Annotated in this window: 23 protein-coding genes; 4 read left to right on the forward strand and 19 right to left on the reverse strand. The window is 65.7% G+C overall.

Annotated elements, in window-relative coordinates; all coding sequences use genetic code 11:
- Nucleotides 1–85 precede the first annotated feature (85 nt).
- Nucleotides 86–700: a class I SAM-dependent methyltransferase gene (locus BI49514_RS12785; RefSeq protein WP_180954386.1), complete on the forward strand. Its 615-nt coding sequence runs from the start codon at nucleotides 86–88 to the stop codon at nucleotides 698–700.
- A 2-nt stretch (nucleotides 701–702) separates the two neighbouring features.
- Here the strand turns inward: BI49514_RS12785 and dapF are convergent, their stop codons facing one another.
- The 14 genes from dapF to BI49514_RS12855 form a co-directional block, all read right to left on the reverse strand.
- A complete protein-coding gene (gene dapF, locus BI49514_RS12790) occupies nucleotides 703–1,692 on the reverse strand; it encodes a diaminopimelate epimerase (protein ID WP_101546897.1) in 990 nt (329 codons plus the stop codon).
- Between the two features lie 75 nt (nucleotides 1,693–1,767).
- On the reverse strand, nucleotides 1,768–2,703 hold the full coding sequence (gene miaA, locus BI49514_RS12795; RefSeq protein WP_101546898.1) for a tRNA (adenosine(37)-N6)-dimethylallyltransferase MiaA: 936 nt from the start codon (nucleotides 2,701–2,703) through the stop codon (nucleotides 1,768–1,770).
- A complete protein-coding gene (locus BI49514_RS12800) occupies nucleotides 2,700–3,383 on the reverse strand; it encodes a hypothetical protein (RefSeq protein WP_101546899.1) in 684 nt (227 codons plus the stop codon). Before BI49514_RS12800 ends, miaA begins: the two co-directional genes overlap by 4 nt.
- A 1-nt stretch (nucleotide 3,384) precedes the next feature.
- Nucleotides 3,385–4,881: a tRNA (N6-isopentenyl adenosine(37)-C2)-methylthiotransferase MiaB gene (gene miaB, locus BI49514_RS12805; protein ID WP_101546900.1), complete on the reverse strand. Its 1,497-nt coding sequence runs from the start codon at nucleotides 4,879–4,881 to the stop codon at nucleotides 3,385–3,387.
- A gap of 35 nt (nucleotides 4,882–4,916) precedes the next feature.
- Complete coding sequence (locus BI49514_RS16385) at nucleotides 4,917–5,867, reverse strand: regulatory protein RecX (protein ID WP_115614070.1); 951 nt, start codon at nucleotides 5,865–5,867, stop codon at nucleotides 4,917–4,919.
- Complete coding sequence (gene recA, locus BI49514_RS12815; RefSeq protein ID WP_101546901.1) at nucleotides 5,848–6,939, reverse strand: recombinase RecA; 1,092 nt, start codon at nucleotides 6,937–6,939, stop codon at nucleotides 5,848–5,850. Before recA ends, BI49514_RS16385 begins: the two co-directional genes overlap by 20 nt.
- Before the next feature lie 191 nt (nucleotides 6,940–7,130).
- Nucleotides 7,131–7,538 carry a VOC family protein gene (locus BI49514_RS12820; protein WP_101546902.1) on the reverse strand — a complete coding sequence of 136 codons (408 nt, stop codon included), beginning with the start codon at nucleotides 7,536–7,538 and terminating at the stop codon, nucleotides 7,131–7,133.
- Between the two features lie 121 nt (nucleotides 7,539–7,659).
- The gene (locus tag BI49514_RS12825; RefSeq protein WP_101546903.1) at nucleotides 7,660–7,887 is read right to left on the reverse strand and encodes a DUF3046 domain-containing protein; all 228 of its coding nucleotides are present in this window, start codon (nucleotides 7,885–7,887) and stop codon (nucleotides 7,660–7,662) included.
- Complete coding sequence (locus BI49514_RS12830; protein ID WP_101546904.1) at nucleotides 7,887–8,216, reverse strand: helix-turn-helix domain-containing protein; 330 nt, start codon at nucleotides 8,214–8,216, stop codon at nucleotides 7,887–7,889. Before BI49514_RS12830 ends, BI49514_RS12825 begins: the two co-directional genes overlap by 1 nt.
- A gap of 177 nt (nucleotides 8,217–8,393) precedes the next feature.
- Nucleotides 8,394–8,936, reverse strand: coding sequence for a CinA family protein (locus tag BI49514_RS12835; protein ID WP_338063777.1), 543 nt, complete (start codon nucleotides 8,934–8,936; stop codon nucleotides 8,394–8,396).
- Nucleotides 8,929–9,597, reverse strand: coding sequence for a CDP-diacylglycerol--glycerol-3-phosphate 3-phosphatidyltransferase (gene pgsA / locus BI49514_RS12840; RefSeq protein WP_101546906.1), 669 nt, complete (start codon nucleotides 9,595–9,597; stop codon nucleotides 8,929–8,931). The genes BI49514_RS12835 and pgsA overlap by 8 nt, the downstream gene beginning before the upstream one ends.
- A 125-nt stretch (nucleotides 9,598–9,722) precedes the next feature.
- A complete protein-coding gene (locus BI49514_RS12845; protein ID WP_101546907.1) occupies nucleotides 9,723–12,503 on the reverse strand; it encodes an FtsK/SpoIIIE family DNA translocase in 2,781 nt (926 codons plus the stop codon).
- Between the two features lie 427 nt (nucleotides 12,504–12,930).
- Nucleotides 12,931–13,587, reverse strand: coding sequence for a response regulator (locus BI49514_RS12850; RefSeq protein WP_101546908.1), 657 nt, complete (start codon nucleotides 13,585–13,587; stop codon nucleotides 12,931–12,933).
- Nucleotides 13,587–15,455 (reverse strand): ATP-binding protein, encoded by a 1,869-nt coding sequence (locus tag BI49514_RS12855; RefSeq protein ID WP_101546922.1) that lies wholly within the window; start codon nucleotides 15,453–15,455, stop codon nucleotides 13,587–13,589. Before BI49514_RS12855 ends, BI49514_RS12850 begins: the two co-directional genes overlap by 1 nt.
- Before the next feature lie 143 nt (nucleotides 15,456–15,598).
- Between BI49514_RS12855 and BI49514_RS12860 the strand changes: the two genes are divergently transcribed.
- Both BI49514_RS12860 and BI49514_RS12865 read left to right on the forward strand, forming a co-directional pair.
- Nucleotides 15,599–17,092, forward strand: a complete 1,494-nt coding sequence (locus tag BI49514_RS12860; protein WP_101546909.1) for a CitMHS family transporter — start codon at nucleotides 15,599–15,601, stop codon at nucleotides 17,090–17,092.
- A 13-nt stretch (nucleotides 17,093–17,105) separates the two neighbouring features.
- On the forward strand, nucleotides 17,106–17,567 hold the full coding sequence (locus BI49514_RS12865; protein ID WP_101546910.1) for a universal stress protein: 462 nt from the start codon (nucleotides 17,106–17,108) through the stop codon (nucleotides 17,565–17,567).
- Between the two features lie 62 nt (nucleotides 17,568–17,629).
- Here the strand turns inward: BI49514_RS12865 and BI49514_RS12870 are convergent, their stop codons facing one another.
- Both BI49514_RS12870 and aceB read right to left on the reverse strand, forming a co-directional pair.
- Nucleotides 17,630–18,784 carry an FAD-binding oxidoreductase gene (locus BI49514_RS12870; RefSeq protein ID WP_167443960.1) on the reverse strand — a complete coding sequence of 385 codons (1,155 nt, stop codon included), beginning with the start codon at nucleotides 18,782–18,784 and terminating at the stop codon, nucleotides 17,630–17,632.
- 190 nt (nucleotides 18,785–18,974) lie between these two features.
- Entirely contained in the window at nucleotides 18,975–20,579 is a 1,605-nt protein-coding gene (gene aceB, locus BI49514_RS12875) for a malate synthase A (RefSeq protein WP_101546912.1), read from the reverse strand.
- A gap of 256 nt (nucleotides 20,580–20,835) precedes the next feature.
- Between aceB and BI49514_RS12880 the strand changes: the two genes are divergently transcribed.
- Complete coding sequence (locus BI49514_RS12880) at nucleotides 20,836–22,848, forward strand: L-lactate permease (protein WP_244195138.1); 2,013 nt, start codon at nucleotides 20,836–20,838, stop codon at nucleotides 22,846–22,848.
- 275 nt (nucleotides 22,849–23,123) lie between these two features.
- On the opposite strand, the gene BI49514_RS12885 is transcribed toward BI49514_RS12880, so the two are convergent.
- The 3 genes from BI49514_RS12885 to BI49514_RS17315 form a co-directional block, all read right to left on the reverse strand.
- Entirely contained in the window at nucleotides 23,124–24,770 is a 1,647-nt protein-coding gene (locus tag BI49514_RS12885; protein WP_101546913.1) for a ribonuclease J, read from the reverse strand.
- Between the two features lie 34 nt (nucleotides 24,771–24,804).
- The gene (gene dapA / locus BI49514_RS12890) at nucleotides 24,805–25,728 is read right to left on the reverse strand and encodes a 4-hydroxy-tetrahydrodipicolinate synthase (RefSeq protein WP_101546914.1); all 924 of its coding nucleotides are present in this window, start codon (nucleotides 25,726–25,728) and stop codon (nucleotides 24,805–24,807) included.
- Nucleotides 25,729–25,818: 90 nt separating this feature from the next.
- Nucleotides 25,819–26,133 carry a hypothetical protein gene (locus BI49514_RS17315; RefSeq protein WP_420808563.1) on the reverse strand — a complete coding sequence of 105 codons (315 nt, stop codon included), beginning with the start codon at nucleotides 26,131–26,133 and terminating at the stop codon, nucleotides 25,819–25,821.

Below are 26,133 nucleotides of genomic sequence, written 5' to 3' on the forward strand. Positions count from 1 at the left end.
TCATTCCTTTGTTCTCTGCCGTCGGTGACGATTCGCACCGACAATGGTGTCCATCAATTCTCCCACAGCCGTCTAGACTGAAATGGTGTCAGAGCACTATTTCACCGAATCGCCGAGCAGCGAGGCCAAGTCGCGCGAGCTGAACCTCGATCTGGCCGGCCGCGCCGTCACCGTCGAAACCGTATCCGGCACGTTTTCGCCCACTCGCCTCGACCTCGGGACGGCTGTGCTGCTGCGGCATCTGCCTCAGCCGCCGGCGGGCGATATCCTCGATCTCGGCTGCGGGTGGGGGCCGATCGCCCTGCACACGGCCTTGGATGCCCAGGACGCCGAGGTGGCTGTGCGAGTGTGGGCACTCGACGTCAACTCCCGGTCCCTGGAGACCACCGCGGCGAATGCGCGCAGGCTGGGTCTCACGATGATCAACACCGTCACGGCCGCAGATGTTCCCGAGGACCTGCAGTTCGCCGCGATCCGGTCGAATCCGCCGATCCGCATCGGCAAGGAGGCACTGCACGAACTCCTGGAGACGTGGCTGCCGCGCCTGGCGCCGGGCGGCCGCGCCGATCTCGTCGTGTCGAAGAACCTCGGTGCCGATTCCCTGCAGAAGTGGATCGCCGGGATGCTCGGAGATGGCTATTCGGTCACCCGGACGGGGTCGTCGAAGGGCTTCCGCGTGCTCACGGTCGAGCGAGACTGAGCTCAGCTGATCGTGCCGCTGGCGACGAGGACGGCTGGGCCGGCGAGGCTGACGCGTCCGCTCGTGCCCTCGGCGTTGGGTTCGATCTCGATGCGCAGCTGACCGCCGGGCACGTCGACTCTCCACTGCAGAGGCGACTTCTCACCGGCCCAGTGGTGGGCTGCGATCGCTGCCGCGCAGGCTCCGGTTCCGCAGGAGCGGGTCTCACCGACGCCGCGTTCGAACACGCGCATGCGCAGGGCGCCTTCTCCCCCGGCCACATCGGATCGGGCCGGTTCCATGACGATGTATTCCACATTGGATCCCTGCGCCGGGACGGGGTCGAGGACGGGTGCATCGCGCAGTTCGGCTGCGGCGAGTTCGGCGTTCTCGGCCAGGGCGACGACGGTGTGCGGGTTGCCGGTGGATACGCGCAGTCCGGGACGGGCGACGTCGATGCCGCCGGTGGTCACGAGTACGCTGCTCGCGGGGTCGAGTGACCATTCGCCCATGTCGATGGTGTACCAGGCGTCGCTGGCGGATCCGGGTCCGGCTGTACCGGTGTCGACGACGTCGTCTCCGGTTTGGACGCCGAGGGCGGGATTGAGGGTGGTGCGCACGGCTTTGATGCCGTCACGGGTGCCGACGAGGATCTCGCGGGCATCGGCGGGGACGCGACCGCTGGTCAGGAGTGCGTGGGCGAAGACGCGAACTCCGTTGCCGCACATCTCGGAGAGGCTGCCGTCGTTGTTGTAGTAGTCCATGAACCATTCGGCACCGGCTTCGGCCTGTTCGGCGGCTCCGGGGATGCCGCTGGCTGCGGAGCGGACGATGCGGATGATGCCGTCGGCGCCGAGTCCGGCCCGTCGATCGGCCAGGGTGGCGACGGTTTCGGGATGCATCTCCAGTGTGCTGTCGTCGTCGGTGAGCAGAACGAAGTCGTTCTGGGTGCCGTGCCCCTTGACGAAGCTGACATCGGTCCAGGCGGCGAACGGGGTATCCGGAGTGCTCATGGCTCCATCCTATCTGTGAGCGTCCAGTCGGGTCTTCAGTGCCCGTTCAGGACGTCGAGTGCAGCCGCTATGCCGTCAGTGATCGCGCAGCGCATCAAGTGCGGCCGCCAGATTCTGTTCGGCGTCGGCGGCGCTGCCGTCGATCCAGCGGATGCGCGGGTCGCGGCGGAACCAGGTGTCCTGTCGGCGTGCGAACTGCCGGGTGCGGATCGTCGTCTCTTCCTTCGCCTCGGCGGCGGTGAGCTCTCCTGCCAGATGGCGTTGGATCTGTGCGTATCCGATGGCACGTGATGCTGTCTTGCCTTCGGCCAGCCCAACGTCGAGCAGACGCGTCACTTCGTCGACCCATCCGTGCTCCCACATGAGGTCGACGCGGGTGGCGATGCGCTCGTGCAGAATGGCCCGGTCCATGCTCAAGCCCAGGTGGATGGTCGGTTCGATCTCCTGGTAGTCCGGCAGTTGGGCGCTGAATGGACGTCCCGTGAGTTCGATGACTTCGAGCGCTCGTGCGATACGTCGTTGGTCGTTGACGGTGATCTTCTCGGCCGCTTTCGGGTCGAGTTCGCGCAGCTTCTGATGCAGCGCCCACCGGTCTGTTGCGACCTCGGCCTCGAGGCGAGCCCGCACCTCGGGGTCGGTGCCGGGAAACTCCATATGATCGACCGCAGCACGAACGTAGAGCCCGGACCCGCCGACGAGGATCGGCCACAGTCCGCGCCCCCGGATGTCCGCAATCGCTGCCCGCGCACGTGCCTGAAAGTCCTGCACGTTTGCCTCTTCGGTGACGTCGAGGATGTCGATGAGATGGTGCGGAATCCCCCGCCGCTCGTCGACCGGCAGCTTCGCGGTGCCGATGTCCATCCCTCGGTAGAACTGCATCGAATCCGTGTTGATGATCTCCCCGCCGAGGCGGCCGGCCAGATCCAGCGCAAGGTCCGATTTTCCTGTGGCGGTGGCTCCGACGACTGTGATGATCGGTTCTGAGTTCTGCTCCTCGGGCATCTCGGTCATGCCCAGGTTCCGATGCCACACAGTGAACGTACGTCGTGGACTCGTTCGTCCACAGTGATTTCCGGAGAAGTCAGGCTCGCTCCTTGCTCGGATATATGGCGCAGGCCGTTGTCGAGCATCGTGAGGTTCGCGTGGACGCCCGCGGCCCGGGAACAGAGGTCGGACAGTCGGCTGATGTCGATAGTGGACCCACTCTGGGCAGCACCACCGCTCGTCAGTGACTCGACGATCTCGGCATCGAATCCGGCGGCTCCGCCGATCGGAGCCAATGGGGCGCTTTCAGCGGCGGCCGCCGAGAGATCGATGGGCAGCAGCAGGTTTTCGCTCGTCCCGAGCGGTCCGACCTCGACTCCGGCGGCGTGAGCATGCAGGAGCGCGACGATAACGGCGGGGTCGGCCGCCTCGGCAAGTTCCCGTTCATCTTCGGTCAGGGATGCGACGGCAGTGATCCAGTCATCGCCGGTGATCAATTGTCCGGTCCTCGTGTCGAAGCCCCGGTCGATACCCCAGCCGCCGAGCCCGGCCAGGGGAGGCAGAGCATTAACGGGCAGCGACCACGTCGTCTGGGTGCGCAGGAGGTCACTGATGACGGTCCGCAGTTCGGCCATGCGGGCGGCTTCGGTGTGGTCGATGTTCTCAAGCAGCACGGGGGCCGCCGGAATGATAGCGAAGGCGCCCATCTCAGCCGCGGGTGCGGATGGTCGGCATGCCCAGGTTCGTCGTTTCGGCCGAGCCTTGTCCGGGGGTGGGTGCCCCACAGCTCTCCGCCTGTGCCCGGTCGTAGGCGTCACCGGCGCGGGACGGACGCACGGAGAACCCGGAGTCGGCGAGGAGGAAGTAGGGCTTCGCCTCGGTGACGGTGGCGGTGACGAAATCACCGGGCCGCGGCATCTGGGCGCCTTCGGGGATTCCGACGTGGACGAGGCGGTTGTCTTCGGCGCGACCGCTCAGTCGTGGGGAATCGTCGTGGGGCAACTTGGTCACGAGCACTTCGACCTCACGACCGATCTGGGCTTTGTTCTCGTCCCAGGCGATCTCGTCCTGGAGCGCGGTGAGGCGTTCGAACCGCTCCTGCACGACATCCTTCGGCACCTGGTTGTCCATCGTGGCCGCCGGTGTGCCGGGGCGGATGGAGTATTGGAAGGTGAAGGCCTGCGAGAAGCGAGCACGGCGAACGATGTCCATCGTGCCTTGGAAGTCCTCTTCGGTCTCTCCGGGGAAGCCGACGATGATGTCGGTGGTGATGGCAGCGTGCGGGATGCGTTCGCGCACGGAATCGAGGATGTTCATGAACCGCTTGGTCCGGTAGGAGCGGCGCATTGATTTGAGAATCGTGTCCGAACCGGATTGCAGCGGCATGTGCAGCTGCGGCATGACTGTCGGGGTCTCTGCCATTGCGTCGATGACGTCGTCGGAGAATGCGGCCGGGTGCGGGCTGGTGAAGCGGACCCGTTCGATTCCGTCGACGTTGCCGACGGCGCGGAGCAGTTTTGCGAATGCGCCTTTGTCGCGGAACTCGGCGCCGTAGGAGTTGACGTTCTGGCCGAGCAGGGTGACTTCGACGACTCCGTCGGCGACGAGGGCTTCCACCTCGGCAAGGATGTCGCCGGGGCGGCGGTCCTTCTCTTTGCCACGCAGGCTGGGCACGATGCAGAAGGTGCACGTGTTGTTGCAGCCGACCGAGATCGACACCCACCCGGAGTGCTGGGATTCGCGGCGACTGGGCAGGGTGGAGGGGAAGACGTCGAGGCTTTCGAGGATCTCGACCTGGGCTTCCTCGTTGTGGCGTGCGCGTTCGAGCAGCGCCGGCAGGGATCCCATATTGTGGGTGCCGAAGACCACGTCGACCCAGGGGGCCTTCTTCACGATCGTGTCCCGGTCTTTCTGTGCCATGCATCCGCCGACGGCGATCTGGAGGCCGGGGTGGTTCTCTTTGACCTTCGCGAGCTGGCCGAGGTTGCCGTAGAGGCGGTTGTCCGCGTTTTCGCGGACGGCGCAGGTATTGAAGACGACGACGTCGGCCTGGTGGTCGGTGTTCGCCTGAACGTAGCCGGCATCGTCGAGCAGTCCGGACAGACGCTCGGAGTCGTGCACGTTCATCTGACATCCGTAGGTCTTGACCTCGTAGCTGCGAGGGGTGGTTCCGGATGCCGTCGGGGATTCAATCAGTTCAGTCATGGCGCACCCATTCTAGCCGTTCCCCAGGAGCCGTTTCAGTCTTCGGCGAGCACTTCCCGTGTGACCTTGATGCAGATCGCCGAGGGGAAGCCGCGGCGGGCGAGCATTCCGAGGATTCGGCGCTCTCGCACCGCATACTCGAGACGCCGGGTGGAGGCGGCTTTCTTCTCGGCGACTTCGCGGGCGAGTTCTTCCTCGCCGTCGATGTCGGCCACTGCGTCGGCGGCCAGTTCGGGACTGATGCCCTTCTTGCTCAGTTCGCGTTTGAGCACGGATCGGGAGAGCTTCCGGTTCTCGCGCTGTGCCCGTGCGAAGCGGTGGGCGAATTCTTCGTCGTTGAGCAGACGCGAGTTCTGCAGCTTCTCGATGAGGACATCGATCACTTCGGGCATGAGGTCGCGTTTGAGGAGCTTCTTGCGCAGTTCGTCGCTGGAGTGGTCCCGCATGGCGAGCATGTTCATCGCCGTCTTCTTCGCCTGCGCGTAGTCCGTGTCGAAGTCGGGGGCGTCGTCTTCGTCGTCGAAACTCAGCCCGGGACCGGCAGCGAAGTCGGGTGGTCCGTCGCTGTCAGCCAGGAAGTCTGGACCATCATTCTCGGCTGCAAGGAAATCAGGGACGTCGATGAAATCCGGTGTCGAGTCGGTACCGCCCTCGACCCACCCGTTGTCCGGTTCCTGCTGCTGTCGCTTCCAGCCGTTGGAGTTCTTCTTGCGCTTCGACCCAGAGCTGTTTCGTTTGGCAGTTCGACCATTGCCACCGGTGACATCGTCGTCGAGTCCGGAGAGGCCGGAGAAGAACCCGGCTTCTCCTTCGGCATGACGTTGGTCGATCTCCGAGATCGCACTGCGCAGCTGCGAGAGCGTCTCGGTCTGAGACGAGTCGCTGCGACCCGAGTCCCCCGCACCGACCGTGTAGGTCGATGCGGCGGACTCGCGGTCGGCGAACTCGTCGTCAGTCGACGAGGCGTCAGGAGACTTCGACGTCATCCGTCTGTGCTTCTCCGGCCGCCTCGGTGCCTTCCTCGGGTTCGTCGACCTGGATCAGGCCGAGCTTGTGCTTGATCTTCAGCTCGATCTCTTCGGCCAGACCCGGGTTGTCGCGGAGGAAGTTGCGGACGTTCTCCTTGCCCTGGCCCAGCTGATCGCCGTCGTAGGTGAACCAGGAACCGGACTTGCGCACGATGCCGTTGTCGACGCCCATATCGATGAGGCTGCCTTCGCGGGAGATGCCGTGGCCGTATAGGATGTCGAACTCGGCCTGCTTGAACGGCGGAGCGACCTTGTTCTTCACGATCTTCGCACGGGTCCGGTTGCCGACCGCGTCCTGACCTTCCTTGAGGGTCTCGATGCGGCGGACGTCGATGCGCACGGAGGCGTAGAACTTCAGTGCCTTACCGCCCGAGGTGGTCTCCGGCGAACCGAAGAAGACGCCGACCTTCTCACGCAGCTGGTTGATGAAGATCGCGGTGGTCTTCGACTGGGCCAGGGCACCGGTGATCTTACGCAGTGCCTGTGACATCAGGCGAGCCTGCAGGCCGACGTGGCTGTCGCCCATCTCGCCTTCGATTTCGGCCTTGGGCACAAGGGCCGCGACGGAGTCGATGACGATGACGTCGAGGGCCCCGGAGCGGATGAGCATATCGGCGATCTCGAGAGCCTGCTCACCGGTGTCCGGCTGGGAGACGAGGAGCTGATCGGTGTCGACGCCGAGCTTCTTCGCATACTCCGGGTCGAGCGCGTGCTCAGCATCGATGAACCCGGCGATTCCGCCAGCCTTCTGAGCGTTCGCGACGGCGTGGAGAGCCACGGTCGTCTTACCGGAGGATTCCGGACCGTAGATCTCGACGACGCGACCGCGCGGCAGACCGCCGATGCCCAGAGCGATGTCGAGTGCGACCGAACCGGTCGGGATGGAGGCGATGGGCTCACGCACACCGTCGCCGAGGCGCATGATCGCGCCCTTGCCGTAATTGCGATCGATCTGGCCCATTGCGGCTTCGAGTGCCTTCGACTTGTCTCCGCCGGTGGGAACCTGAAGGTTCTTGGGTGTACGTGCCATGACGTCTCCTCTTCGTTGCTTTTCCGTTGAGACCAAGGCTAGAAGATGGCACTGACATAACGACAGAGGAAGCGATTCCCCCGTGGATAACCAGCCACTCGTGGTCACAGGTCCCGTGATTCCTCACCAGGATAACCCACATGGGAACAGGTGTTCTATATATTCGGGTGTGTCGCGTGTCTCCGCGAGAGTCAGGCCTGGGCCAGGCCCAGCTGCCAGGTGAGGCCGAACCGGTCCCCCACCCACCCGAATGGTCCGAATCCGTAGTCGTCGAGCGGCATGAACACAGTTCCGTCTGCGCTCAGTGCGGTGAAGATGCGTTCGAGTTCCTCGGCCGATTCGCAGTCGACCATGAGTGACACGCCGGGAGTGATGTCCCACTCATGTGCGACGAAGCTGTCGCTGAAGCGCAGTCTCTGTCCGGCGATCTCGATCTCGGACATGATGACCGTGCCCTCGGCGCCCGGACCGTCGGAACCGTACCGATTATCGAGGATCACTCGCCCGTCGGCGAAGAGTTCGAGGTAGGTCTCCATGGCCTCGGCGGCGCTCTGTCCACGACTGGGCTGGAAGGTGATGAACGGGACGGCCTGATTCATGCGGTCAGTCTACACTCGGCCGGCACGGCGCCGGCAGAGAAAGGCCAGCGCTGTTCCGAGCAGGCAGAGCCACAGACGGTGAGAGGCAGCTCCGACCCACCAGAACGACGTCGAACCTCGGTCAGAACGGCGTCGAGCGCGGCTTCTCCTTGCCGAGACGCCGCGATTCGGGGACGCCCATGGAATCACAGACGGCAGTCCAGATGTCGCGGGGTTCGACCCCGGCTTCGAATGCCTGGGCTGCGGTCCGCGAACCCAAGGAGCTCAAAGTGAGGTCGGTGTGCAGAGAGGCCGCGCGGGCCTCACCGAACTCCTCGTTCATGAGGGTCCAGTAGAGCGTGTGCCGCATCAGGGCTTAGCAGCCAGCCGCGGAGCAGAGTATCCCTCGGGGTGACCGAGGATCTTGTCCGAGAGCTCCTGCGGAATGGTGTCGGGGATCTGCATGCCTTCTTCGAGAGCGAAGCGATCGGACACAGACGACAGCAGTGCCGACAGCGGCAGGTCGAGTGCTTCGCAGATCGCCGACAGCAGCTCCGAGGAGGCTTCCTTCTGTCCGCGCTCGATTTCGCTGAGGTAGCCGAGCGAAACGCTCGCCCCGGTCGAGACATCGCGAAGGGTGCGCCCTTGACGACGGCGGGCGGAACGAAGTGCGTCGCCGATTTCGACTCTCAGTAACATAACGCGGCCCTCCCTTTGTCAGCGCGTCCCGTCAATGCAGTTCCAATAACTTTACAACCTGGCCGTGACACAGCACCAATCTGGTGCCCCGAGCGGATGGTATTGCCAGTCCATTCGAAGACTTTGGAGAATTTTCGTCCGATGGTCATCACCCGGTCAACCGCACAGCAGACGAACTTATTCCGTGGCGTCTCCGCCAGCATTCGACGCCTGCCCGGCCTCGGGCCCGAAGGCGAGTTCGCCGACGAACTCGTCGAGGTTGACGGCCATCGCCTGCACCGTCTGGCTGCGGATGGAATCTCGGTCGCCGGTGAAATCGTGTTCGAAGACCTTCGCTTTCCCGCCGAAGGCAATCGCCGTGTAGACGAGTCCGACGGGCTTGTCGTCCTGCGGATCGGGGCCGGCGACTCCGGTGCAGGAGATTCCGATGTCGGCAACGCACTGCACGGCCGTGCCGACGGCCATCTGCGCGGCGACGACCGGGTCGATCGGTCCGGTCTCCTCGAGGTGGTCGGCGTTCACTCCGGCCAGGCTCGCTTTGAGGTCGGTGGCGTAGGTGACCAATCCCCCGCGCACCACGGCGGAGGCCCCCGGCACATCGACGAGTGAGGCGACGAATCGTCCCCCGGTCAGCGATTCCGCCGATGCCAGCGAGATCCCCAGCTGAGCACAGGTGGAGATGATGCGACGCGCAGTCTCCATCAGCTCGGACTCAGCCACGCTGCGCGTCCCTACCGGTCTCTGTACTCCCACCGCTCTTCGCATCCTTGTACAGCTTCGCCGCCTGCACGCAGTAGTCGACGCCGGTGACGATGGTGACGACAATGGCCGCCGTCATGATGATCCACGCGGAGACGAGCAGGATGACGTAGACGACAGAGGGCACCACGTCCGAGAGCGGGAAGACCAGCAGGAACAGTCCGATCGCAGCGGTCTGCAGCACGGTCTTGATCTTGCCGCCTCGTGAAGCGGGCATGACGGCGATGCGGATCATGAAGAAGCGCAGTACGGTGATGCCGAATTCGCGGACGAGGATGATCACGGGCACCCACCAGGGCAGTTCGACGATGATCGCCAGACCGACGAGGGCGGCGGCCATGAGCGACTTGTCCGCGATGGGATCGGCGATCTTGCCGAAGTTCGTGATGAGGTTGTTCCGTCTGGCCAGATAGCCGTCGACGAAGTCGGTGAACATGGCCAGCAGGAACACGATGAGCGCCCACCAGCGCAGGGTCACATCGTTGCCGCCGTCTGCCAGCAGAAGCACAAGGAACAGAGGCACCATGAGGATGCGCAGCACCGTGAGTGCGTTCGGGACATTCCACGGACTCGGTTCTGCAGAGGGCTGCTGAGAGGCTCCGGCCTCGACTCGATCGTTCACGCATCCAGCCTATCGGAGTGAGCTGAGCAGATCATTCCAACCACGGACATCTCAACCACAATCGCCGAGGCGGCGCCCCGTTTCAACGGTGCGCCGCCTCGGCGATGGGTGGAGTTCGGATCGGATCAGCGGCCGGTGAGCTGCCAGGCGTCCTCTCCGCTGGCCTCGACGACCTCGAGCCCGGTCTCCGGGTCGACGGCGCCGACGGTGAGGTCGCCGGCATGGCCGACGCCGTTCGCGTAGCGGTCGGACGATGCCGAGCTGTACGCCGACGCCGAGCCGTGAGAGGTCTCGCCGTAGTCGTCGAACTCCTCGTCATAGTCCCCCGCCGCCGAGGCGTGCCCGGTGCCGGCCTGTCCGGACTGGCCGTTGCCTCCGTCGGCCGGGACGTCGGCAGAGGCGCCGCCGGAATCCTCGGGCGGGGTCTCGCCCTTGATGATGGCCAGGGTGCCCGGCAGATCATCGGGGCGCACGAGCACGTCGCGGGCCTTCGATCCCTCGGAGGGTCCGACGATTCCGCGGGACTCCATGAGATCCATGAGGCGACCGGCCTTGGCGAAGCCGACGCGGAGCTTGCGCTGCAGCATCGAGGTCGAGCCGAACTGCGTGGTGACGACCTGCTCGATCGCCTGCAGCAGCAGTTCGAGGTCGTCTCCGATGTCCTCGTCGATCTGCTTCTTCGGCGCTTCGACGGCCACGTCTTCGCGGTAGTTCGGGGTGAGCTGACCCTTGACGTGTTCGACGACCTTCTCGATCTCGGACTCGTTGACCCAGGCGCCCTGGACACGCATCGGCTTGGCCGCGCCCATCGGCAGGAACAGGGCGTCACCCTGACCGATGAGCTTCTCTGCGCCGGGCTGGTCGAGCACGACTCGGGAATCGGCCAGCGACGAGGTCGCGAATGCCAGACGGGAGGGCACGTTGGCCTTGATGAGGCCGGTGACGACGTCGACGCTGGGTCGCTGGGTGGCGAGCACCAGGTGGATGCCTGCAGCACGGGCCAGCTGTGTGATGCGCTGGATCGAGGCTTCGACGTCACGTGGGGCGACCATCATGAGGTCGGCGAGCTCGTCGACGACGACCAGCAGGTACGGGTAGGGCTGGAGGACGCGTTCGGATCCGGCGGGCGCCTGGATGCGACCCTCGCGGGCGGCCTTGTTGAACTCCTTGACGTGCTTGAACCCGTAGTTCGCGAGGTCGTCGTAGCGGGCGTCCATTTCACGCACGACCCATTCGAGCGCCTCGGCGGCCTTCTTCGGGTTCGTGATGATCGGGGTGATCAGGTGCGGGATGCCTTCGTAGATCGTCAGCTCGACGCGCTTGGGGTCGACGAGGATCATGCGGACTTCGTCGGGGGTCGCGCGCATCATGATCGAGGTGATCATGGAGTTCACGAAGCTCGACTTACCGGCACCGGTGGCACCGGCAACGAGGAGGTGGGGCATCTTCGAGAGGTCGGCGACGACGAATCCGCCTTCGACGTCCTTGCCCACTCCCATGACCATGGGGTGGTCGGTCTTGCGGGCGGCCTTCGAGCGCAGCACATCACCGAGGGCCACGTTCTCACGGTCGGTGTTCGGGATCTCGATGCCGATGGCCTTCTTGCCGGGGATCGGCGAGAGGATGCGCACGTCGGCGCTGGCCACGGCGTAGGCGATGTTCTTCGACAGCGCCGTGACCTTCTCGACCTTCGTACCGGCGCCGAGCTCCACCTCGTAGCGGGTGACCGTCGGTCCGCGGGAGAAGCCGGTGACCTCGGCGTCGATCTTGAACTGCTCGAGCACATCGCGCAGGGCTTCGACGACACGGTCGTTGGCCTCGGAGCGTTCCTTCGCTGGAGGTCCGGGCTGGAGGTTGTCGGAGGCGGGCAGTGTGTAGGTGACGTCGCCGGCGAGGGTGAGCTGTTCGACGCGTTCGGGCAGCTGCTCCGTGGGTGGAGGTGCGGGTGCGTTCGTGATCGGCACCGGCGCCGGGGCGGCAGCGGGCTCGGGCTTCTTCGCCTGGTCCGCGGCGTCGTCGTCCATCCCGATGGTCTTCTTCAGCTCGGCTATCTCGCGTTCGGCCTTGGTGGGACGGCGCTGGCCGGGCTTGAGCTTCGGCTCCGGGCTGGTTTCGATGCGCGTGGTGTCGGCGTCCTCGTCGCTGACGTCATCCTCGTGGATATAGGCCTTGTCGTAGGCCTTCGTCGCGGTGTCGTCGTCGGCGGATTCGGAGTCGGGATCCGGGATCTCGGTCTTCTTCTTCCGGCTGCGGCGCTTGGCGCCCATCACGGGTTTGAGGTCGGAGGTCCGGCCGTTCTCGGCAACGAGGTCGGACTGTTTGGTCTCGGCCGCCTCGACGTCGGTTTCGGGTCGAGCACCGCCGGTGAGCCGGTAGTACAGATCGGTGAGGCGACGGGGAATCGCGCGCACCGGTGTCGCGGTGACCACGAGCAGGGAGAAGAGTCCGAGGAGGACGAGCAGCGGCACCGCCACGTACACGGTGGTCGCGACGACCAGTGGCGAGGACACGACGAATCCGAGCGCGCCTCCCCCGTTGGCCATGGCTTCGCGGGAGTTCGTGAAGGTCGGGTTGCCGGCGGCGATATGCGCCAGGCCCGAGGCGGCGAGCAGACCGAAGATCATCCCGATGAGGATGCGGTTGTTGCCGCGGTTGTCGTCGCCGCGCAGGAACAGGCGGATCGCATAGCAGGTGAAGACCACCGGCAGGGCGAGTGCCACCCGGCCGAAGGTGCCTTCGACGATTCCGCGGACGCCGTCGCTGATCGCGCCGGGGATGTTCCACCATTCGAAGGCGGCGATGATGATCGAGAGTCCGATGAGGAAGAAGGCTGTGCCGTCCCGCTTCGTCGGTGATTGATCGGTCGGTTCGTCGCTGAGAGTCTTTCGCGCACGGTTTCCGGCCATGTGGGCCACTCCCCTCCATGCACCGGTGACAACGTTTGTCCCGGGTTCTTCGGTCCCCGCTTGACCGGACCGACCAGCGTTTTTGCGCGCTGTGCGTTTCCCGGAACCAGAAGCGGGGGAAGTCGTTCTGGTCGCCATGTCTCTCATCTTAGGACGATATTGCGCTCCTGCCCAGCAAATCCGCAGGTTTCGGCGTGCCACCAGGGGCGATGTTCGGCCCCGCGTGTCACTGCGGCTGCGCTAGCCCGGAACATCCGATTTCGCGCCCGTAAGCGAGATAAGTGTGCTCGGATTGCACATCTTCTTCGCATTTTTGGCAATCTGCGCACACTTAAATTGCCGTTCGGGACAGAATCAGTGCGGCCAGGCAGCGCCGAAGCCGCTGATCGAAAGAGATTGAGAGTGACCGGGACGAGCCCACCCCGCCTCAGCGGGTGGAGTAGAGATGCTCCGGCCGTCCGGTCGACCCGTACTGCAGGGAAACGGTGATCGTGCGGGCTTCGGCGAGCTTAGCCAGATGCCGCTGTGCGGTCGCACGGGAGGCGCCGACCGCCTCGGCGACTTCGAGGGCCGTCATCGGACCGCTCGCCTCCTCGAGTGCTGTGAGAATCCGGGTCGTCGTCGACGATCCCGCCGGGCTCGCTCCGGTCCCGCCGACGGCCGCGGCATCGTGGAGGTTGCGCAGCTGCCGCTCGAGGTCGGTCTGCCCGACCTTATCCCGCTCCCAATAGCGGAGGAATCGAGCGTAGCGGCGCAGGAAGTTCTGCAGCACCTCGGCGGCGAAGGGCTTGACGATGTACGTCATCGCCCCCGCGCGCAGCGACGAACGGACCACCTGCGGATCAGTGACCGCCGAGAGCACGATCGCATCGATATCGGTCTCACGGATCAGTTCGACCCCGGTGCCCTCGGGCAGCACATAGTCGACGAGAAGCAGGTCGACCTCGTTCTCAGCGATGACCACGCGGGCCGCCTTCAGGTCGCGGACGGGTTCGAGTGCCGTGAAGCCGGGCACCTCGTCGACGTACCGGGCGTGGATCTGCCCGACGAAGAAATCGTCATCGAGCACGAGAACGTTGACCATCATCTCTCCTCATCAATTGGGAAGTCGTTGTCGTCGGCGATCGCACTGCCGTCTTCGCCCACGTCGCCCGTGTCGCCCACGTCGGCAGGGTCGGCGAGGGCGTCGGGCAGGCGCATGCCGAAGCTCGCCCCGCCGAGGTCCGGGTCGTGACCGTCGATGAGCCACACCGCTCCCCCGCCCTTCTCCGCGACCCGGCGGCTGAGCGCAAGGCCGATGCCGAGTCCGTGACCGTCCCCGGTGCCGGTTCCCGACGTCAGTCCGATCCCGAAATCCGGCGCCGAGGCGGCCGTCGAGGTCGAGAATCCCTCGTCGAAGATCTTCCCCGCCACCTCGTCGTCGATCCCGTCGCCAGTGTCCGTGACGACCGCGTGGAGCTCCGTCCCGGAGCTGAGCACCTGCACTTCGACCCGGCCCCCGTCCTCGGCGCACCGCCGGCCTGCGACCGCCGCACGGACGGCATTGTCGATGAGGTTGCCGAGGATGAGCGTGACCGCCTCCGGGTCGCGGACCGCACCGACGGCCAGGGAGTCAGGGGTGACGGCCAGGGCCACTCCTGCCTCGGCGGCGGTCGTCCCCTTCGCTTCCAGAACGGCGCGCAGGTACGGGTCGGACACGAGGTCGATGTCCTCGACGGGGGTCGTGATCGGACCGGTGCCCAGGATCGAGGACAGGTAGGTGTGGGCCTCATCGGTGGCGCCCGTGTCGACGAGGCCGAGCACGGTATGCAGTCGGTTGGCGAACTCGTGGCGCTGGGTGCGCAGGGCCCGCGCCATGGCGGTGACGGATTCGAGCTGGCGAGCCATCGTCAGCATCTGGGTCTCGTCGCGGAGGGTCACAACCCCGCCGACCGAGACCCCGTCGCGTTGGACCCGCACCGCTGTTGCCAGCAGGATCCGGTCGCGAATCGTGATCCGCCGCCGCAAGGCTCCGTCCGCCGGGGCGTCGGCCATGAGCGCGGTGATCTCATCGGGCACATTGACGAGTTCGTCGTCGGACACGGCGGCCAGTTCACGGTCGGAATCCCCCGCCGAGGCGGCTCCGCCGTTCGCGTCCACCTTTCCGTCCGCACGGTCGGAATCCCCCGCCGAGGTTGCACACAGCAGCTCCTTCGCGTTCGAATTGCTCAGGCTCAGTTTCCCGTTCGTATCGAATCCGAGCACCCCGTCGTCGAGGCCGTGGAGCACGGCCCCTTGGTCGCGGGCCATCTCGGCCAGCTCTTCGGGTCCGACGCCGAGCGTCTCCCTCCGCAGCCGGCGCCCGAGCATGACCGATACGACTCCACCGAGCGCCAGGGCGAGCACCGCGACGGTGCCGAGCAGGATGAGTTCGCGGCGGACGTCGGCATCGAGCACGGAGGCGAAGATGCCGACCGACACCTCACCGACGACGGTCTTGCCGTCCTCATTCGAATAGATCGGCACCTTCGCGCGCATGGTCTCGCCCAGGGTTCCGGATTCGTGGGAGACGTTCTCACGTCCGGCCAGTGCCTCATCCGGCGAGGTCGAGACCTTGTGCCCGATCTTCGACCGGTCGAGGTGGGTGAGTCGGATGCCGCGGTCGTCGGTGATGACGGCGAAGCTGATGCCCGAGCGGTCGCGCAGATCATCGGTGATCGCCAACATCGAGGTCACGAGCTGCTCGTCGGGTTCCTCGGCATGCTCGGCAGAGGCCTGCGTGGCGGCGGCACGGACGGCCGGATCGATCGCCAGGGTGCGGGCAGTGGCCAGCGCCTTCGTCTCGGTCACCTCGGTGACGGTGCGCGCACCCATCCACGCGAACACTCCAGTGACCAAGCCGAGGATCACGATGACGAGTGCGAGCTGAGAGATCAGCACACGTCGGGAGAACGAACGATGGGGCCGGGGCACGCGCTCAGCGTAGCCGCGTTTGAGCGCAATGCGCAAAAGGCGCGCAACGATCTAAACGCCATCAGTGCACACAAGCGCGCGCGGCCCGTGATCTGGGCCCTACGGTGTTTCGAGCCTCACATTCGCCTTCGAAGGAGAAGCTCGTGCTTGTCATTCTCGGTTTTGCCATGATCCTCGTCTTCATGACGCTGATCATGACCAAACGACTCTCGCCGATCCTCGCGCTCATCCTCGTGCCCACGATCTTCGGCCTCTTCGCCGGAGCAGGACTGGGTATCGGGGACATGGTCATGGACGCGATCGCCTCGATGTCGTCGACGGCAGCGCTGCTGCTCTTCGCCATCATCTACTTCGGCATCATGATCGACGTCGGCCTCTTCGACAAGCTCGTCGAGTTCATCCTCAAGGTCGCCGGCAACGACCCCGTCAAGGTCGTCCTCGGCACCGCGCTGCTCACCGGCGCCGTGTCTCTCGACGGTGACGGATCGACGACGTTCATCGTCGTCACCGCGGCCATGCTGCCGATCTACCAGCGCCTCGAGATGTCACCCGTGGTGCTCACCTGCGTCGCCGGCCTCATCAACGGCACCCTCAACATCGTCCCGTGGGGCGGCCCGACTGCCCGGGCCTCCTCGGCGCTGCAGATCGACGCGAACGAGATCTTCGTCCCCATGGTCCCGTCCCTGGTGGCCGGCCTGCTCGTGTGCCTCATCTTCGCCTATGTGCTCGGCATCTCCGAACGCCGCCGCCTGGCCAAGAACGGCGTCGCCTGGGTCGAGGACCGCGGTTCGAATCGTCGCAGGGACCTCGTCGGCGCCGTGGCCGGAGCCAGCACGACCGCGGGCTCATCCGCGGGCACCACCGCGGGTGGGCACGGACACGGATCCGGCTCGGCCGCCTCGGCGAATGACGACACCACCGCCGAGGCGGGACCCGCCTCCGCGAACGACACAGACGGATCCGCCGGAACTGGTTCGGGCCTGTCGAACACCGCGCTCGATCCCAACCGCGCGACCCTGCGACCGAAGCTGTTCTGGTTCAACCTGGCCCTGACCGTGGCCGTGATGGTCCTGCTCATCATCGACATCCTGCCGCTGCCGTACCTATTCATGATCGGCACCGTCATCGCACTCATGGTCAACTTCCCGAAGATGAAGGACCAGCAGGAGGAACTCGCCTCCCATGCGACCGCGATCATCTCCGTCGTGGCCATGGTCATGGCCGCAGGCGTGCTCACCGGCATCATGTCCGGCACCGGAATGGTCGACGCGATGGCCGAATGGCTCGTCGCGGTCATCCCGAACTCGATGGGGCCCTACATGGCCGTCATCACCGGTCTGCTGTCGATCCCGATGACGTTCTTCATGAGCAACGACGCCTTCTACTTCGGCATCCTGCCCGTCCTCGCCGAGACCGCCTCCCACTTCGGCATCTCCGCGTCGGATATGGCCCGCGCCTCGATCACCGGCCAGCCCGTGCACATGCAGTCGCCGCTCGTGCCCGCGATCCTGCTGCTCGTGTCCCTGTCCGGCGTCGAGCTCGGCGATCACCACAAGAAGGTGCTGTGGCGCGCACTCATCGTCGCCCTCGTCATGCTCGCCGTGGGTGTCGCCGTCGGCGTCATCGGAATCGGCTGAACGGCGACCTACGATGACTGATCTCTATTCGGCTCCACAGCGCCGCTTCCCTGCCCCGTCCCGGCAGGTCACCGCCTCACCGGGCATCGGTTCGGCTGCCGCGACCGTGGTCCTGGCGCTGCGTCCGGATTCTTCGGACGAGGTGCTCGAACAGGCGATCGCCGCGGCCGGCCGTGAGCACGCAGCGGTGCAGGCGGTCGTGTTCGGCACGGATACGACGACGGCTCCGTCGACGTCGTCCCTGTCCGAATGCACCAAGTTGGGCACGGCCCTCGCCGAGGCGGGACTCGAGTATGCCGTCCACCGTGCCGGTCCCGATCCGGCCGAGCAGATCCTCGGCCTCGCCGAGGAGCACGACGCCGCGGTGATCGTCATGAGCACGAAGCGCCGCTCACCCGTCGTGAAGCTGCTGCTCGGGTCGAGTGCGCAGCAGGTCATCCTCGAAGCCGATTGCCCGGTGCTGTTGGTGAAGTAGAAGCCCGGGACAGGTCGCGGCCCGGTACACGGCGCCAGTCGTGCCGCGCCAGTCGCGCGGCGCTAGACCCCTGCGATCCCTCGACCCGGGGCTAGGAACCCGCGCGGATCGACGAGCGACTTGAGCTCTACCAGACCCTGCCGCCCCGGCTGCGGGCCCCACGCGTCGACCTCATCCCAGACCGGAGCGGGCGCATGGATGAGCCGGGCGGCGATGAAGTGCAGTCCGAAGCTGCGTAGATGTTCGAGGACCACGCGCGTGGCCACTCCGGGTTCGGAACCCGGGGCGCCGACGCCCAGTTCGAAGGCCCCTGTCGCGCTGCCGCGCAGCTGCAGCGGATAGCCGATCGTCGTCTCCAGCCGGTCGACGGCATCGATGAGGGTCGGAATGAAACTCGGTGCCACGGACACCCCGATGGTCGCGGCCAGGCGAGCTCTGCTCCCCCACCATTCCGGTTCCCCGCACGGGGTTGCCCCGGGAACCCAATCCACGAGGTGGCCCACCTCGGCTTCGACCTCGTCGGTGTCCCCCTCGATGAGGACCACTGTCGCCGCCGGTGACCCGGGCGGACGTTCGATGTTGACCGCATCGGGGACGCGGCGGGCGACGAGGAGGTCGGCGGCCGCCTCGTCGCCGGGGATCCATATGAACCTCTGCGTTGCGGGTCGCGGAGTCAGACGGATCTCGGCTTCGGCAATGATCGCCCGGGTCCCCCATGATCCGGTGACGAGGCTGCGCAGATCGCGGCCGTCCAGATCCGGGTGGAGTCCGTGAGCGGTGCGGACGATGGTCCCGTCGGCGGCGACGGTCGTCACGGACTGCACTGTCTCGGCCAGCCGAGGACGGCGCAGACAACGGGACCCGGTGGCCGCGGTGGCGATCATTCCGCCGAGCGTGGCGCCGGCCTCGACGCGGTCAAGCGGTAGGTCGGCGAGGATCTCCTGCCCGGATTGGGCTGCGAACCTGTTGAGGGCGCTGATCCGGGTGCCGGCTCCGGCACGGATGGTGCCGCCGCGAGGGGCAGCCGCCTCGGCGATGGAGGTCAAGTCGATGAGAAGCCCCGGAGTGGACGCGGGCGGATGATCGTCGAAGGCGGTGCCGCCGCCGAACACTGCGACGGTGCGGTTCTCGGCATGTGCGCGGGCCATGAGTTCGGAGAGTTCGGCGATGCTGCTGGGACTGGCCAGTCGGGGCAGTTCGTCTGTGGTCAGGCTCATCCGCATCTTCCGTTCCTGCTGTCTCGGGCGCTGCGCTGCGTGCGTGTGTATGTCGAGCTTAGCGAAGAACGCCCCCGAAATCGGTGCACATTGCACAGATTTCGGGGGCGTTCGGTGTCGTCACCGGCCGTGGACCTGCATGCCCGAATCGGGGCACGCAGCAGGGCCGGAGTCGATCACGACCTGCGGATCACGGCATGCGGGCGTAGGCCGGCAGGGTGAGGAAGTCGACGTACTCGGGGTCGAGGGCGACCGAGACGAAGGTGTCGGTGGCGTCCTTCCAACCTGAGTCGTCACCGGGCAGCTTGGCGACCTCCTCGGCGACGATGCGCTCGACGAGTTCCTTCGTCACCTTCTCACCGGAGTCCAGGGTGATGCCGGCATCGAGCCACTGCCACACCTGGGAGCGGGAGATCTCGGCGGTCGCGGCGTCCTCCATGAGTCCGTTGATGGCGACCGCGCCGTTGCCTTCGAGCCAGGCGCGCAGGTACTGGATGCCGACGGACACGTTGGTACGCAGGCCCGCCTCGGTCATCGAGCCCGGGGTCGACTTCACGTCGAGGAGATCGGCGGCGGTGACGTTGACGTCTTCGCGCTTGTTGTCGATCTGGTTGGGCTTGTCGCCGAGGGTCTCGGTGAAGACCTCCTTGCACAGGGAGACCATGCCGGGGTGGGCGACCCAGGAGCCGTCGAAGCCCTTGCCGGCCTCGCGGGACTTGTCCTCGCGGACCTTGTCGAAGGCGGCCTTGTTCGCGGCTTCGTCCTTCGAGGGCACGAACGCGGACATTCCGCCGATCGCGTGGGCGCCGCGCTTGTGGCAGGTGCGTGCGAGCAGTTCGGTGTAGGCGCGCATGAACGGCACCGTCATGGTCACGTCCGAGCGGTCCGGCAGCAGGAACTCGGAGCCGCGGGAGCGGTAGTACTTGATGACGGAGAAGATGTAGTCCCAGCGTCCGGCATTGAGGCCGGCCGAGTGCTCGCGCAGTTCGTAGAGGATCTCTTCCATCTCGAAGGCTGCGGGGTAGGTCTCGATGAGCACGGTGGCCCGGATGGTGCCGCGGGCCAGGCCGAAGGCATCTTCGGCGTGTTCGAAGACCTGGTTCCACAGGCGGGCCTCGAGGTGGGACTCCATCTTCGCGAGGTAGAAGTAGGGGCCGCGGCCCTTCTTGATCTGGATCTGGCCGGCGGTTGCGAAGTAGAGCGCGAAGTCGACGAGCGAACCGGAGGTCTCCTCGCCGTCGATGAGGATGTGCTTCTCGGGCATGTGCCAGCCGCGGGGGCGTACGACGATGGTCGGCAGCTCCTCGTCGGGGGCGAGCTTGTATTCCTTGCCCTCAGGCGAGGTGAAGTCGATTTCGCGGTTGAGCGAGTCGAGCAGGTTGATCTGGCCCTGGATGACCGAGTCCCACTGCGGGGTGTTCGCGTCCTCCTGGTCGGCCAGCCACACCTTCGCGCCGGAGTTGAGCGCGTTGATCGTCATCTTCTTGTACGTCGGGCCGGTGACCTCGACGCGGCGGTCTTCGAGGCCGGGTGCCGGAGGCGCGACCTGCCAGGAGGGATCGTTGCGGATCTCAGCGGTCTCGGGGAGGAAGTCGAGGTCCTTGGCTGCGGCGATTTCGGCCTGGCGTTCCTTGCGGGCCTCGAGGCGATCGAGACGGTCGCCGTTGAACTTCCGGTGCAGATCGACGATGAGCTCAAGCGCCTTGGGCGTGAGGACCTTCTCAGCCCCGTCCGGCAGCTCACCGGTGATCTCCATCCCGGCGGGGATGTCCAGGTTTTCGATATGAGCGGTCATCGATGGTTCTCCTTAGTCAGCACATCGGTGCTGCGTCCTTATCCACATCTGGCGATGCGATATGTTCGCTGGTCAACGGGGTTTTGACTGCGACATTTTCACATTGTGAAAATGTTTGTTCACACAACGAAAGAATATGAGGTGATGCACGTCTCGTCAAACCCTATCCTGCATTCGAGACGGTGTGTTCATTGACTCCGCCCCAAGCGCTCGGGACGATAGGGGGAACATCTCTCATGGACTCGCCGAGGCGGCAATGGTGCCGCGGATCGGACTCACGGTGGACAACCTCGCTGTTGCAGCTCTTCTGGCCCTCTCCCCCATCCTCTTGGCCGGAATCCTTCTCATCGGATTCCGCTGGCCCGCCAAATACGCCATGCCCATCGGCCTGGTCGCCGCAGCACTCGTGGCGAACTTCGCGTGGAAGATCGAGTGGGTGACGATCGGCGCCTCGGTCGTCCAGGGCCTCCTCGTCGCGATCGGCCTGCTGTGGATCGTCTTCGGTGCGCTTCTGCTGTTGGCCACGATCACCCGGTCCGGAGCGATCGAAACGATCCGCGCCGGCTTCATCGCGATCTCCCCGGACCGGCGGGTGCAGGTCATCATCGTCGCCTGGCTCTTCGGATCCTTCATCGAGGGCGCCGCCGGCTTCGGCACTCCGGCCGCCGTGGTCGCCCCGCTCATGCTGGCCCTCGGCTTCCCCGCGATCGCCGCGGTGCTCGCCGGGCTCGTCATCCAGTCGACGCCGGTGAGCTTCGGCGCCGTCGGCACTCCGATGGTGCTGGGCATCGGCTCCGGGCTGGCGCAGGAGGACGGGTCGATGTCGGCCGACGTCGCCGAACGCGCCGGTCAGCTCGGCCTCGGCCAGGCCGAGTTCGTCGCTCATACCGCCGCTCAGGTCGCGCTCATCCACGCCTGCTGCGGCATCCTCATCCCGCTGCTGCTCTCCTGCCTGATGACCGGGTTCTTCGGTGCCAATCGGCGTTTCGCCGACGGTCTGGCCATCGCCCCGTTCGCGATCTATGCGGCCCTGGCCATGATCGTGCCCTACCTCATCGTGGCCAATGTGCTCGGCCCGGAGTTCCCGTCGCTGCTCGGCGGGCTCATCGGTCTCGTCATCGTCGTGACGACCTCGCGGATGGGGTTCCTCATGCCCAAGAAGACCTGGGACTTCGCTCCGCGTGAGAAGTGGCCGGCATTCTGGATGGGCACCGTCGACCCGAACAAGGAGAAGGCGCAGCTGACCAAGAAGATGTCGCTGCCCCGCGCCTGGTCGCCGTATCTCATCGTCGTCGCCCTGCTTCTCATCACCCGCAATGTGCCCGCGATCAAGGAGTTCCTCAACGGTCCGGCCGTGATCAAGATCGACAACATCTTCGGCACCCCGATCAGCCAGAATATGGATCTGCTGTGGTCGCCCGGCGCGATCTTCGCCCTCGCCTGCGGGCTGACGTACTTCATCCACCGGATGACGAAGAAGCAGATCGCAGGCTCGTGGCAGATCGCCGGTTCGCAGATCGCCGGCGCGGCCGTGGCCCTGCTGTGTTCCCTGCCGCTGGTGCGCGTGTTCATCAACTCCGGCGCCGACTACAACGGCGCTGGCCTGGATTCGATGCCGGTCACCCTCGCCGAGGCGGCCGCCAGTTCCGTGGGCGACGCCTGGCCGCTGTTCGCCCCGTTCGTCGGTGCCCTGGGTGCCTTCGTCGCAGGGTCGAACACCGTCTCGAACGTCATGTTCTCGCAGTTCCAGTTCTCCACCGGCACCGCGATCGGTGCCGCCAGCCCTGAGACCGTGGTCGCGGCTCAGGCGGTCGGTGGCGCCGCTGGGAATATGGTGGCCGTGCACAACGTCGTAGCCGCCTCGGCGACGGTGGGACTCATCGGTCGGGAGGGCGAGCTCATCCGGCGGACGTCGATCCCGATGCTCGTCTATTCGCTGGCTGCGGGCACTCTGGCGTTCGTCGGCCTCAACGGTCTGGGCTTCAATGCGGGCACCGTCGTGCTCACTGCGATCGTCATCGGCCTCGCCGTCGTCGTGGTGATGATCCGCCGCTCCCCGGGCAAGCCGCTGCCGGGCCTTGAAGCAGGCGCTGGCAGTATTGCCCGAGCCGGCGCTTCCACCGGCAGCGCAGCGGACGATGTGACCGGTGCGGCAGCCACAGACGAGGGCATGGCCGACGGGATTGCCGAAGGCGCCGACGGGCACTCGGCTCGCGGCGGCAGCTCTGACATCGACGATGACGAACCGGAACCCACCCAACGGGCCTGACGCTCCCGCCCGCGCGAATCGTCCCCGCACCTTACGCTCACGCCCGCGCGGATCTTCCCCGCACCAGGTGTCATCGCCTTTTGAGTCGGGAGTCATCGCCTTTTGTTCCACGCATCGGGTTCAAACGCGATGTGCCGATCAAAAGGCGATTCGCCCAGAACGCGACAACGCCCGCAGAGCCTCACGAGGAGGCATCTGCGGGCGTTCGCGGTTTCGTCTGTGCTGCAGACCGACAGTCGAGCCGACCGCCGACGGAGCCGCTCGAAGACTGGGTCTCAGACGATGACGACCATGGGGACGATCATCGGCTTGCGGCGCAGCTTCGACGACACCCAGCGGCCGACGGTGCGGCGCACCACCTGCTGCAGCTGGTACTGATCGGTCGTGCCGTCGCGCAGAGCATCCTCGACGGCCTTCTGGACCTTCGGGACGATCGAGTCGAAGACATCATCGGATTCGGCCATACCGCGGGCGTGGATCTCGGGACCGGCGATGAGCGACTTCGTCTGCGAGTTCACGGCCATGAAGATCGTCACGAAGCCCTCACCGGACAGGACGAGACGATCCTTGAGGTCCGCCTCGGTGATCTCACCGACCGACGAACCGTCGACGAAGACGTAGTTGCAGTCGACGGCGCCGACGACCTCGGCGTGACCGTCCTTGAGGTCGACGACCCAGCCGTCATCGGCCAGGACGATGTTGTTCGGGTCGACTCCGGTCGCCTCGGCGTGGCGAGCGTTGGCCAGCAGGTGGCGCCATTCGCCGTGGACGGGCATGACGCCGCGGGGCTTGACGATGTTGTAGCAGTAGAGCAGCTCGCCGCCGGAGGCGTGGCCGGACACGTGGATCTTCGCGTCGGCCTTCGAGATGACGCGAGCGCCGAGTTTCATCAGGCCGTTGATGACCTTGAACACGGAGTTCTCGTTGCCGGGGATGAGCGAGGAGGCGAGGATGACAGTGTCGCCGTCGCCGACGTCGACCCGGTGGCTGCGGTTGGCCATTCGGGACAGGGCGGCCATCGGCTCGCCCTGGGAGCCGGTGCACATGAGGACGATCTGATCCTCGGGGTAGTCGTCGACCTTCTTGACGTCGATGAGCGTTCCCTGGGGCACGTTGAGGTAGCCGAGGTCTTCGGCAATCTTCATGTTGCGGACCATGGAGCGGCCGACGAGGGCGACCTTGCGGCCGTGGGCGGTCGCGGCGTTGAGCACCTGCTGCACGCGGTGGACGTGGGAGGAGAAGGAGGCGACGATGATGCGGCGCTCGGCGGTGCCGAAAAGGTTCTCGAGCACGGGCCCGATGTCCTTCTCCAGCGCGGTGAAGCCGGGGACCTCGGCGTTCGTCGAGTCCGTCATGAACAGGTCGACGCCTTCTTCACCGAGGCGGGCGAAGGCGCGCAGGTCGGTGATGCGGCCGTCGAGCGGCAGCTGGTCCATCTTGAAGTCACCGGTGTGGAGGATGTTGCCGGCGCCGGTGCGGATGAACACGGCCAGTGCGTCGGGGATCGAGTGGTTGACGGCGACGAACTCGAGGTCGAAGGGGCCGAGCTGGTCGAGATCGTCTTCGGCCACCACGCGGGTGATCGGCTTGATCCGGTGTTCCTTGAGCTTGGCTTCGATGAGGGCGATCGTCAGCTTCGAGCCGAGAATCGGGATGTCGCCCTTGCGGCGCAGCAGGTAGGGCACGGCGCCGATGTGGTCTTCGTGTCCGTGGGTGAGGACGAGGCCGACGATGTCGTCGAGGCGATCGTCGAGGTACGAGAAGTCGGGGAGGATGAGGTCGACGCCGGGCTGGTCCTCTTCGGGGAAGAGCACGCCGCAGTCGACGATGAGGAGTTTGCCGTGGTATTCGAACACGGTCATGTTGCGTCCGACCTCACCGAGTCCGCCGAGAGCGACGATGCGGACGGCTTCTTTGTCCATCCTCGGCGGGCGGGACAGTTCTTGGGTCAATGCATTATTCACTGAGGTAACCACTCCTGGTCAATTGGGCGGTGACGAACGCCAACTGGTCCTCATCTGCTGGGAGCAGCGGCATCCGCACATCGCGGTTGTCGAGTATTCCTTGGGCCTGCAAGGCGGCCTTTGCCGAGATCACTCCCGGCATGTGGTTCATGAGCGCATCCACGACGTCCGCGGTCTCGCGGGAGAGGGTGCGTGCGGTGTTGAGATCGTTGTTCGCCACTGCGGCCACCATGGTCGCGAAGCGGTCGGAGCACACGTGCCCGGCCACGGACACGAGTCCGAGCGCACCGAGGGACAGCAGCGGCAGGTTGAGCGCGTCCTCACCGGAGTAGTAGACCAGCGAGGAGTTGTTCATCACGAACGAGGAGGCGAAGAGGTCGCCCTTGGCGTCCTTGACCGCGAGGATGTTCGGATGGTCCGAGAGCCGCAGCAGCGTGTCCGTGATGATCGGGGCACCGGCGCGTCCGGGGATGTCGTAGAGCATCACCGGCAGGTCGGTGGAGTCCGCGGCCGCGCGCATATGCGCCTCGATCGCCGGCTGCGTCGGCTTCGAGTAGTAGGGGGTGACGATGAGGATGCCGTCGGCTCCCGCATCGGCCGAACGCCTGGAGAGTTCGATGGTGTGAGCGGTGACGTTGTTGCCGGTGCCGGCGATGATCTTCGCCCGCTTGCCGATGACACCGCGCACGACGCGTAGCAGCTCGACCTTCTCGTCGTCGGTCGTCGTCGGAGATTCGCCGGTGGTGCCGGAGACGACGAGCATGTCGTTGCCGAGCTCGACGAGGTGGTTCGCCACCTTCTCCACGGACGCATAGTCGATGCTGCCGTCGCGCTTGAATGGAGTCACCATTGCCGTGCCGACGGAACCGAACGCGTCCATGGCAGTCGCTGCTGCCTGATCACCGAGAATCGCCATAGAACCAGGATAGCGCCCACGTCCTCTCACGAGTGCAGCGGTCCACCCGCGTTGCGGGTGTCGTTCGCCTCGGATGCGGCGCTCATGCGGTCACAGTGAGAGACGGATCACACCCGTGTCTGTCTGATCGTCTACGCTTCTGCCCTGCCCGCCACCGAAACACAGGAGTTTTCGATGACCCGCACCCGCATCCGCGATTTCCATGATGATGATCTCGACGGAATCATCGGTCTCTTCGAAGCCGCCGTTGCGGAATCTACGGCCGCTCCCCCGCTCAATCCGCTCTCCGAGGTGTTGGCCGCCTGCCAGCGCAATCAGGCCGTCGTGGCCGTTCGCGATGAGGAGATCGTCGGTGCCGCCGTCGGCCGCGCCGCCCACGGGCAGGGGGTTCTCGTGTTCTTCCAT

The organism is Brevibacterium iodinum ATCC 49514, assembly GCF_900169265.1.
GTDB lineage: Bacteria > Actinomycetota > Actinomycetes > Actinomycetales > Brevibacteriaceae > Brevibacterium > Brevibacterium iodinum.

Excerpts from the sequence above, each read along its gene's own strand:
- dapF (WP_101546897.1), bottom strand. The coding sequence starts at position 1,692 with ATGAGCACTCCGGATACCCCGTTCGCCGCCTGGACCGATGTCAGCTTC.
- miaA (WP_101546898.1), bottom strand. The coding sequence starts at position 2,703 with ATGACCGAGATGCCCGAGGAGCAGAACTCAGAACCGATCATCACAGTC.
- BI49514_RS12800 (WP_101546899.1), bottom strand. The coding sequence starts at position 3,383 with ATGGGCGCCTTCGCTATCATTCCGGCGGCCCCCGTGCTGCTTGAGAAC.
- miaB (WP_101546900.1), bottom strand. The coding sequence starts at position 4,881 with ATGACTGAACTGATTGAATCCCCGACGGCATCCGGAACCACCCCTCGC.
- BI49514_RS16385 (WP_115614070.1), bottom strand. The coding sequence starts at position 5,867 with ATGACGTCGAAGTCTCCTGACGCCTCGTCGACTGACGACGAGTTCGCC.
- recA (WP_101546901.1), bottom strand. The coding sequence starts at position 6,939 with ATGGCACGTACACCCAAGAACCTTCAGGTTCCCACCGGCGGAGACAAG.
- BI49514_RS12820 (WP_101546902.1), bottom strand. The coding sequence starts at position 7,538 with ATGAATCAGGCCGTCCCGTTCATCACCTTCCAGCCCAGTCGTGGACAG.
- BI49514_RS12825 (WP_101546903.1), bottom strand. The coding sequence starts at position 7,887 with ATGCGGCACACGCTCTACTGGACCCTCATGAACGAGGAGTTCGGTGAG.
- BI49514_RS12830 (WP_101546904.1), bottom strand. The coding sequence starts at position 8,216 with ATGTTACTGAGAGTCGAAATCGGCGACGCACTTCGTTCCGCCCGCCGT.
- BI49514_RS12845 (WP_101546907.1), bottom strand. The coding sequence starts at position 12,503 with ATGGCCGGAAACCGTGCGCGAAAGACTCTCAGCGACGAACCGACCGAT.
- BI49514_RS12850 (WP_101546908.1), bottom strand. The coding sequence starts at position 13,587 with ATGGTCAACGTTCTCGTGCTCGATGACGATTTCTTCGTCGGGCAGATC.
- BI49514_RS12865 (WP_101546910.1), top strand. The coding sequence starts at position 17,106 with ATGACTGATCTCTATTCGGCTCCACAGCGCCGCTTCCCTGCCCCGTCC.
- BI49514_RS12870 (WP_167443960.1), bottom strand. The coding sequence starts at position 18,784 with ATGAGCCTGACCACAGACGAACTGCCCCGACTGGCCAGTCCCAGCAGC.
- aceB (WP_101546912.1), bottom strand. The coding sequence starts at position 20,579 with ATGACCGCTCATATCGAAAACCTGGACATCCCCGCCGGGATGGAGATC.
- BI49514_RS12880 (WP_244195138.1), top strand. The coding sequence starts at position 20,836 with ATGGTGCCGCGGATCGGACTCACGGTGGACAACCTCGCTGTTGCAGCT.
- BI49514_RS12885 (WP_101546913.1), bottom strand. The coding sequence starts at position 24,770 with ATGGACAAAGAAGCCGTCCGCATCGTCGCTCTCGGCGGACTCGGTGAG.
- dapA (WP_101546914.1), bottom strand. The coding sequence starts at position 25,728 with ATGGCGATTCTCGGTGATCAGGCAGCAGCGACTGCCATGGACGCGTTC.
- BI49514_RS17315 (WP_420808563.1), bottom strand. The coding sequence starts at position 26,133 with ATGGAAGAACACGAGAACCCCCTGCCCGTGGGCGGCGCGGCCGACGGC.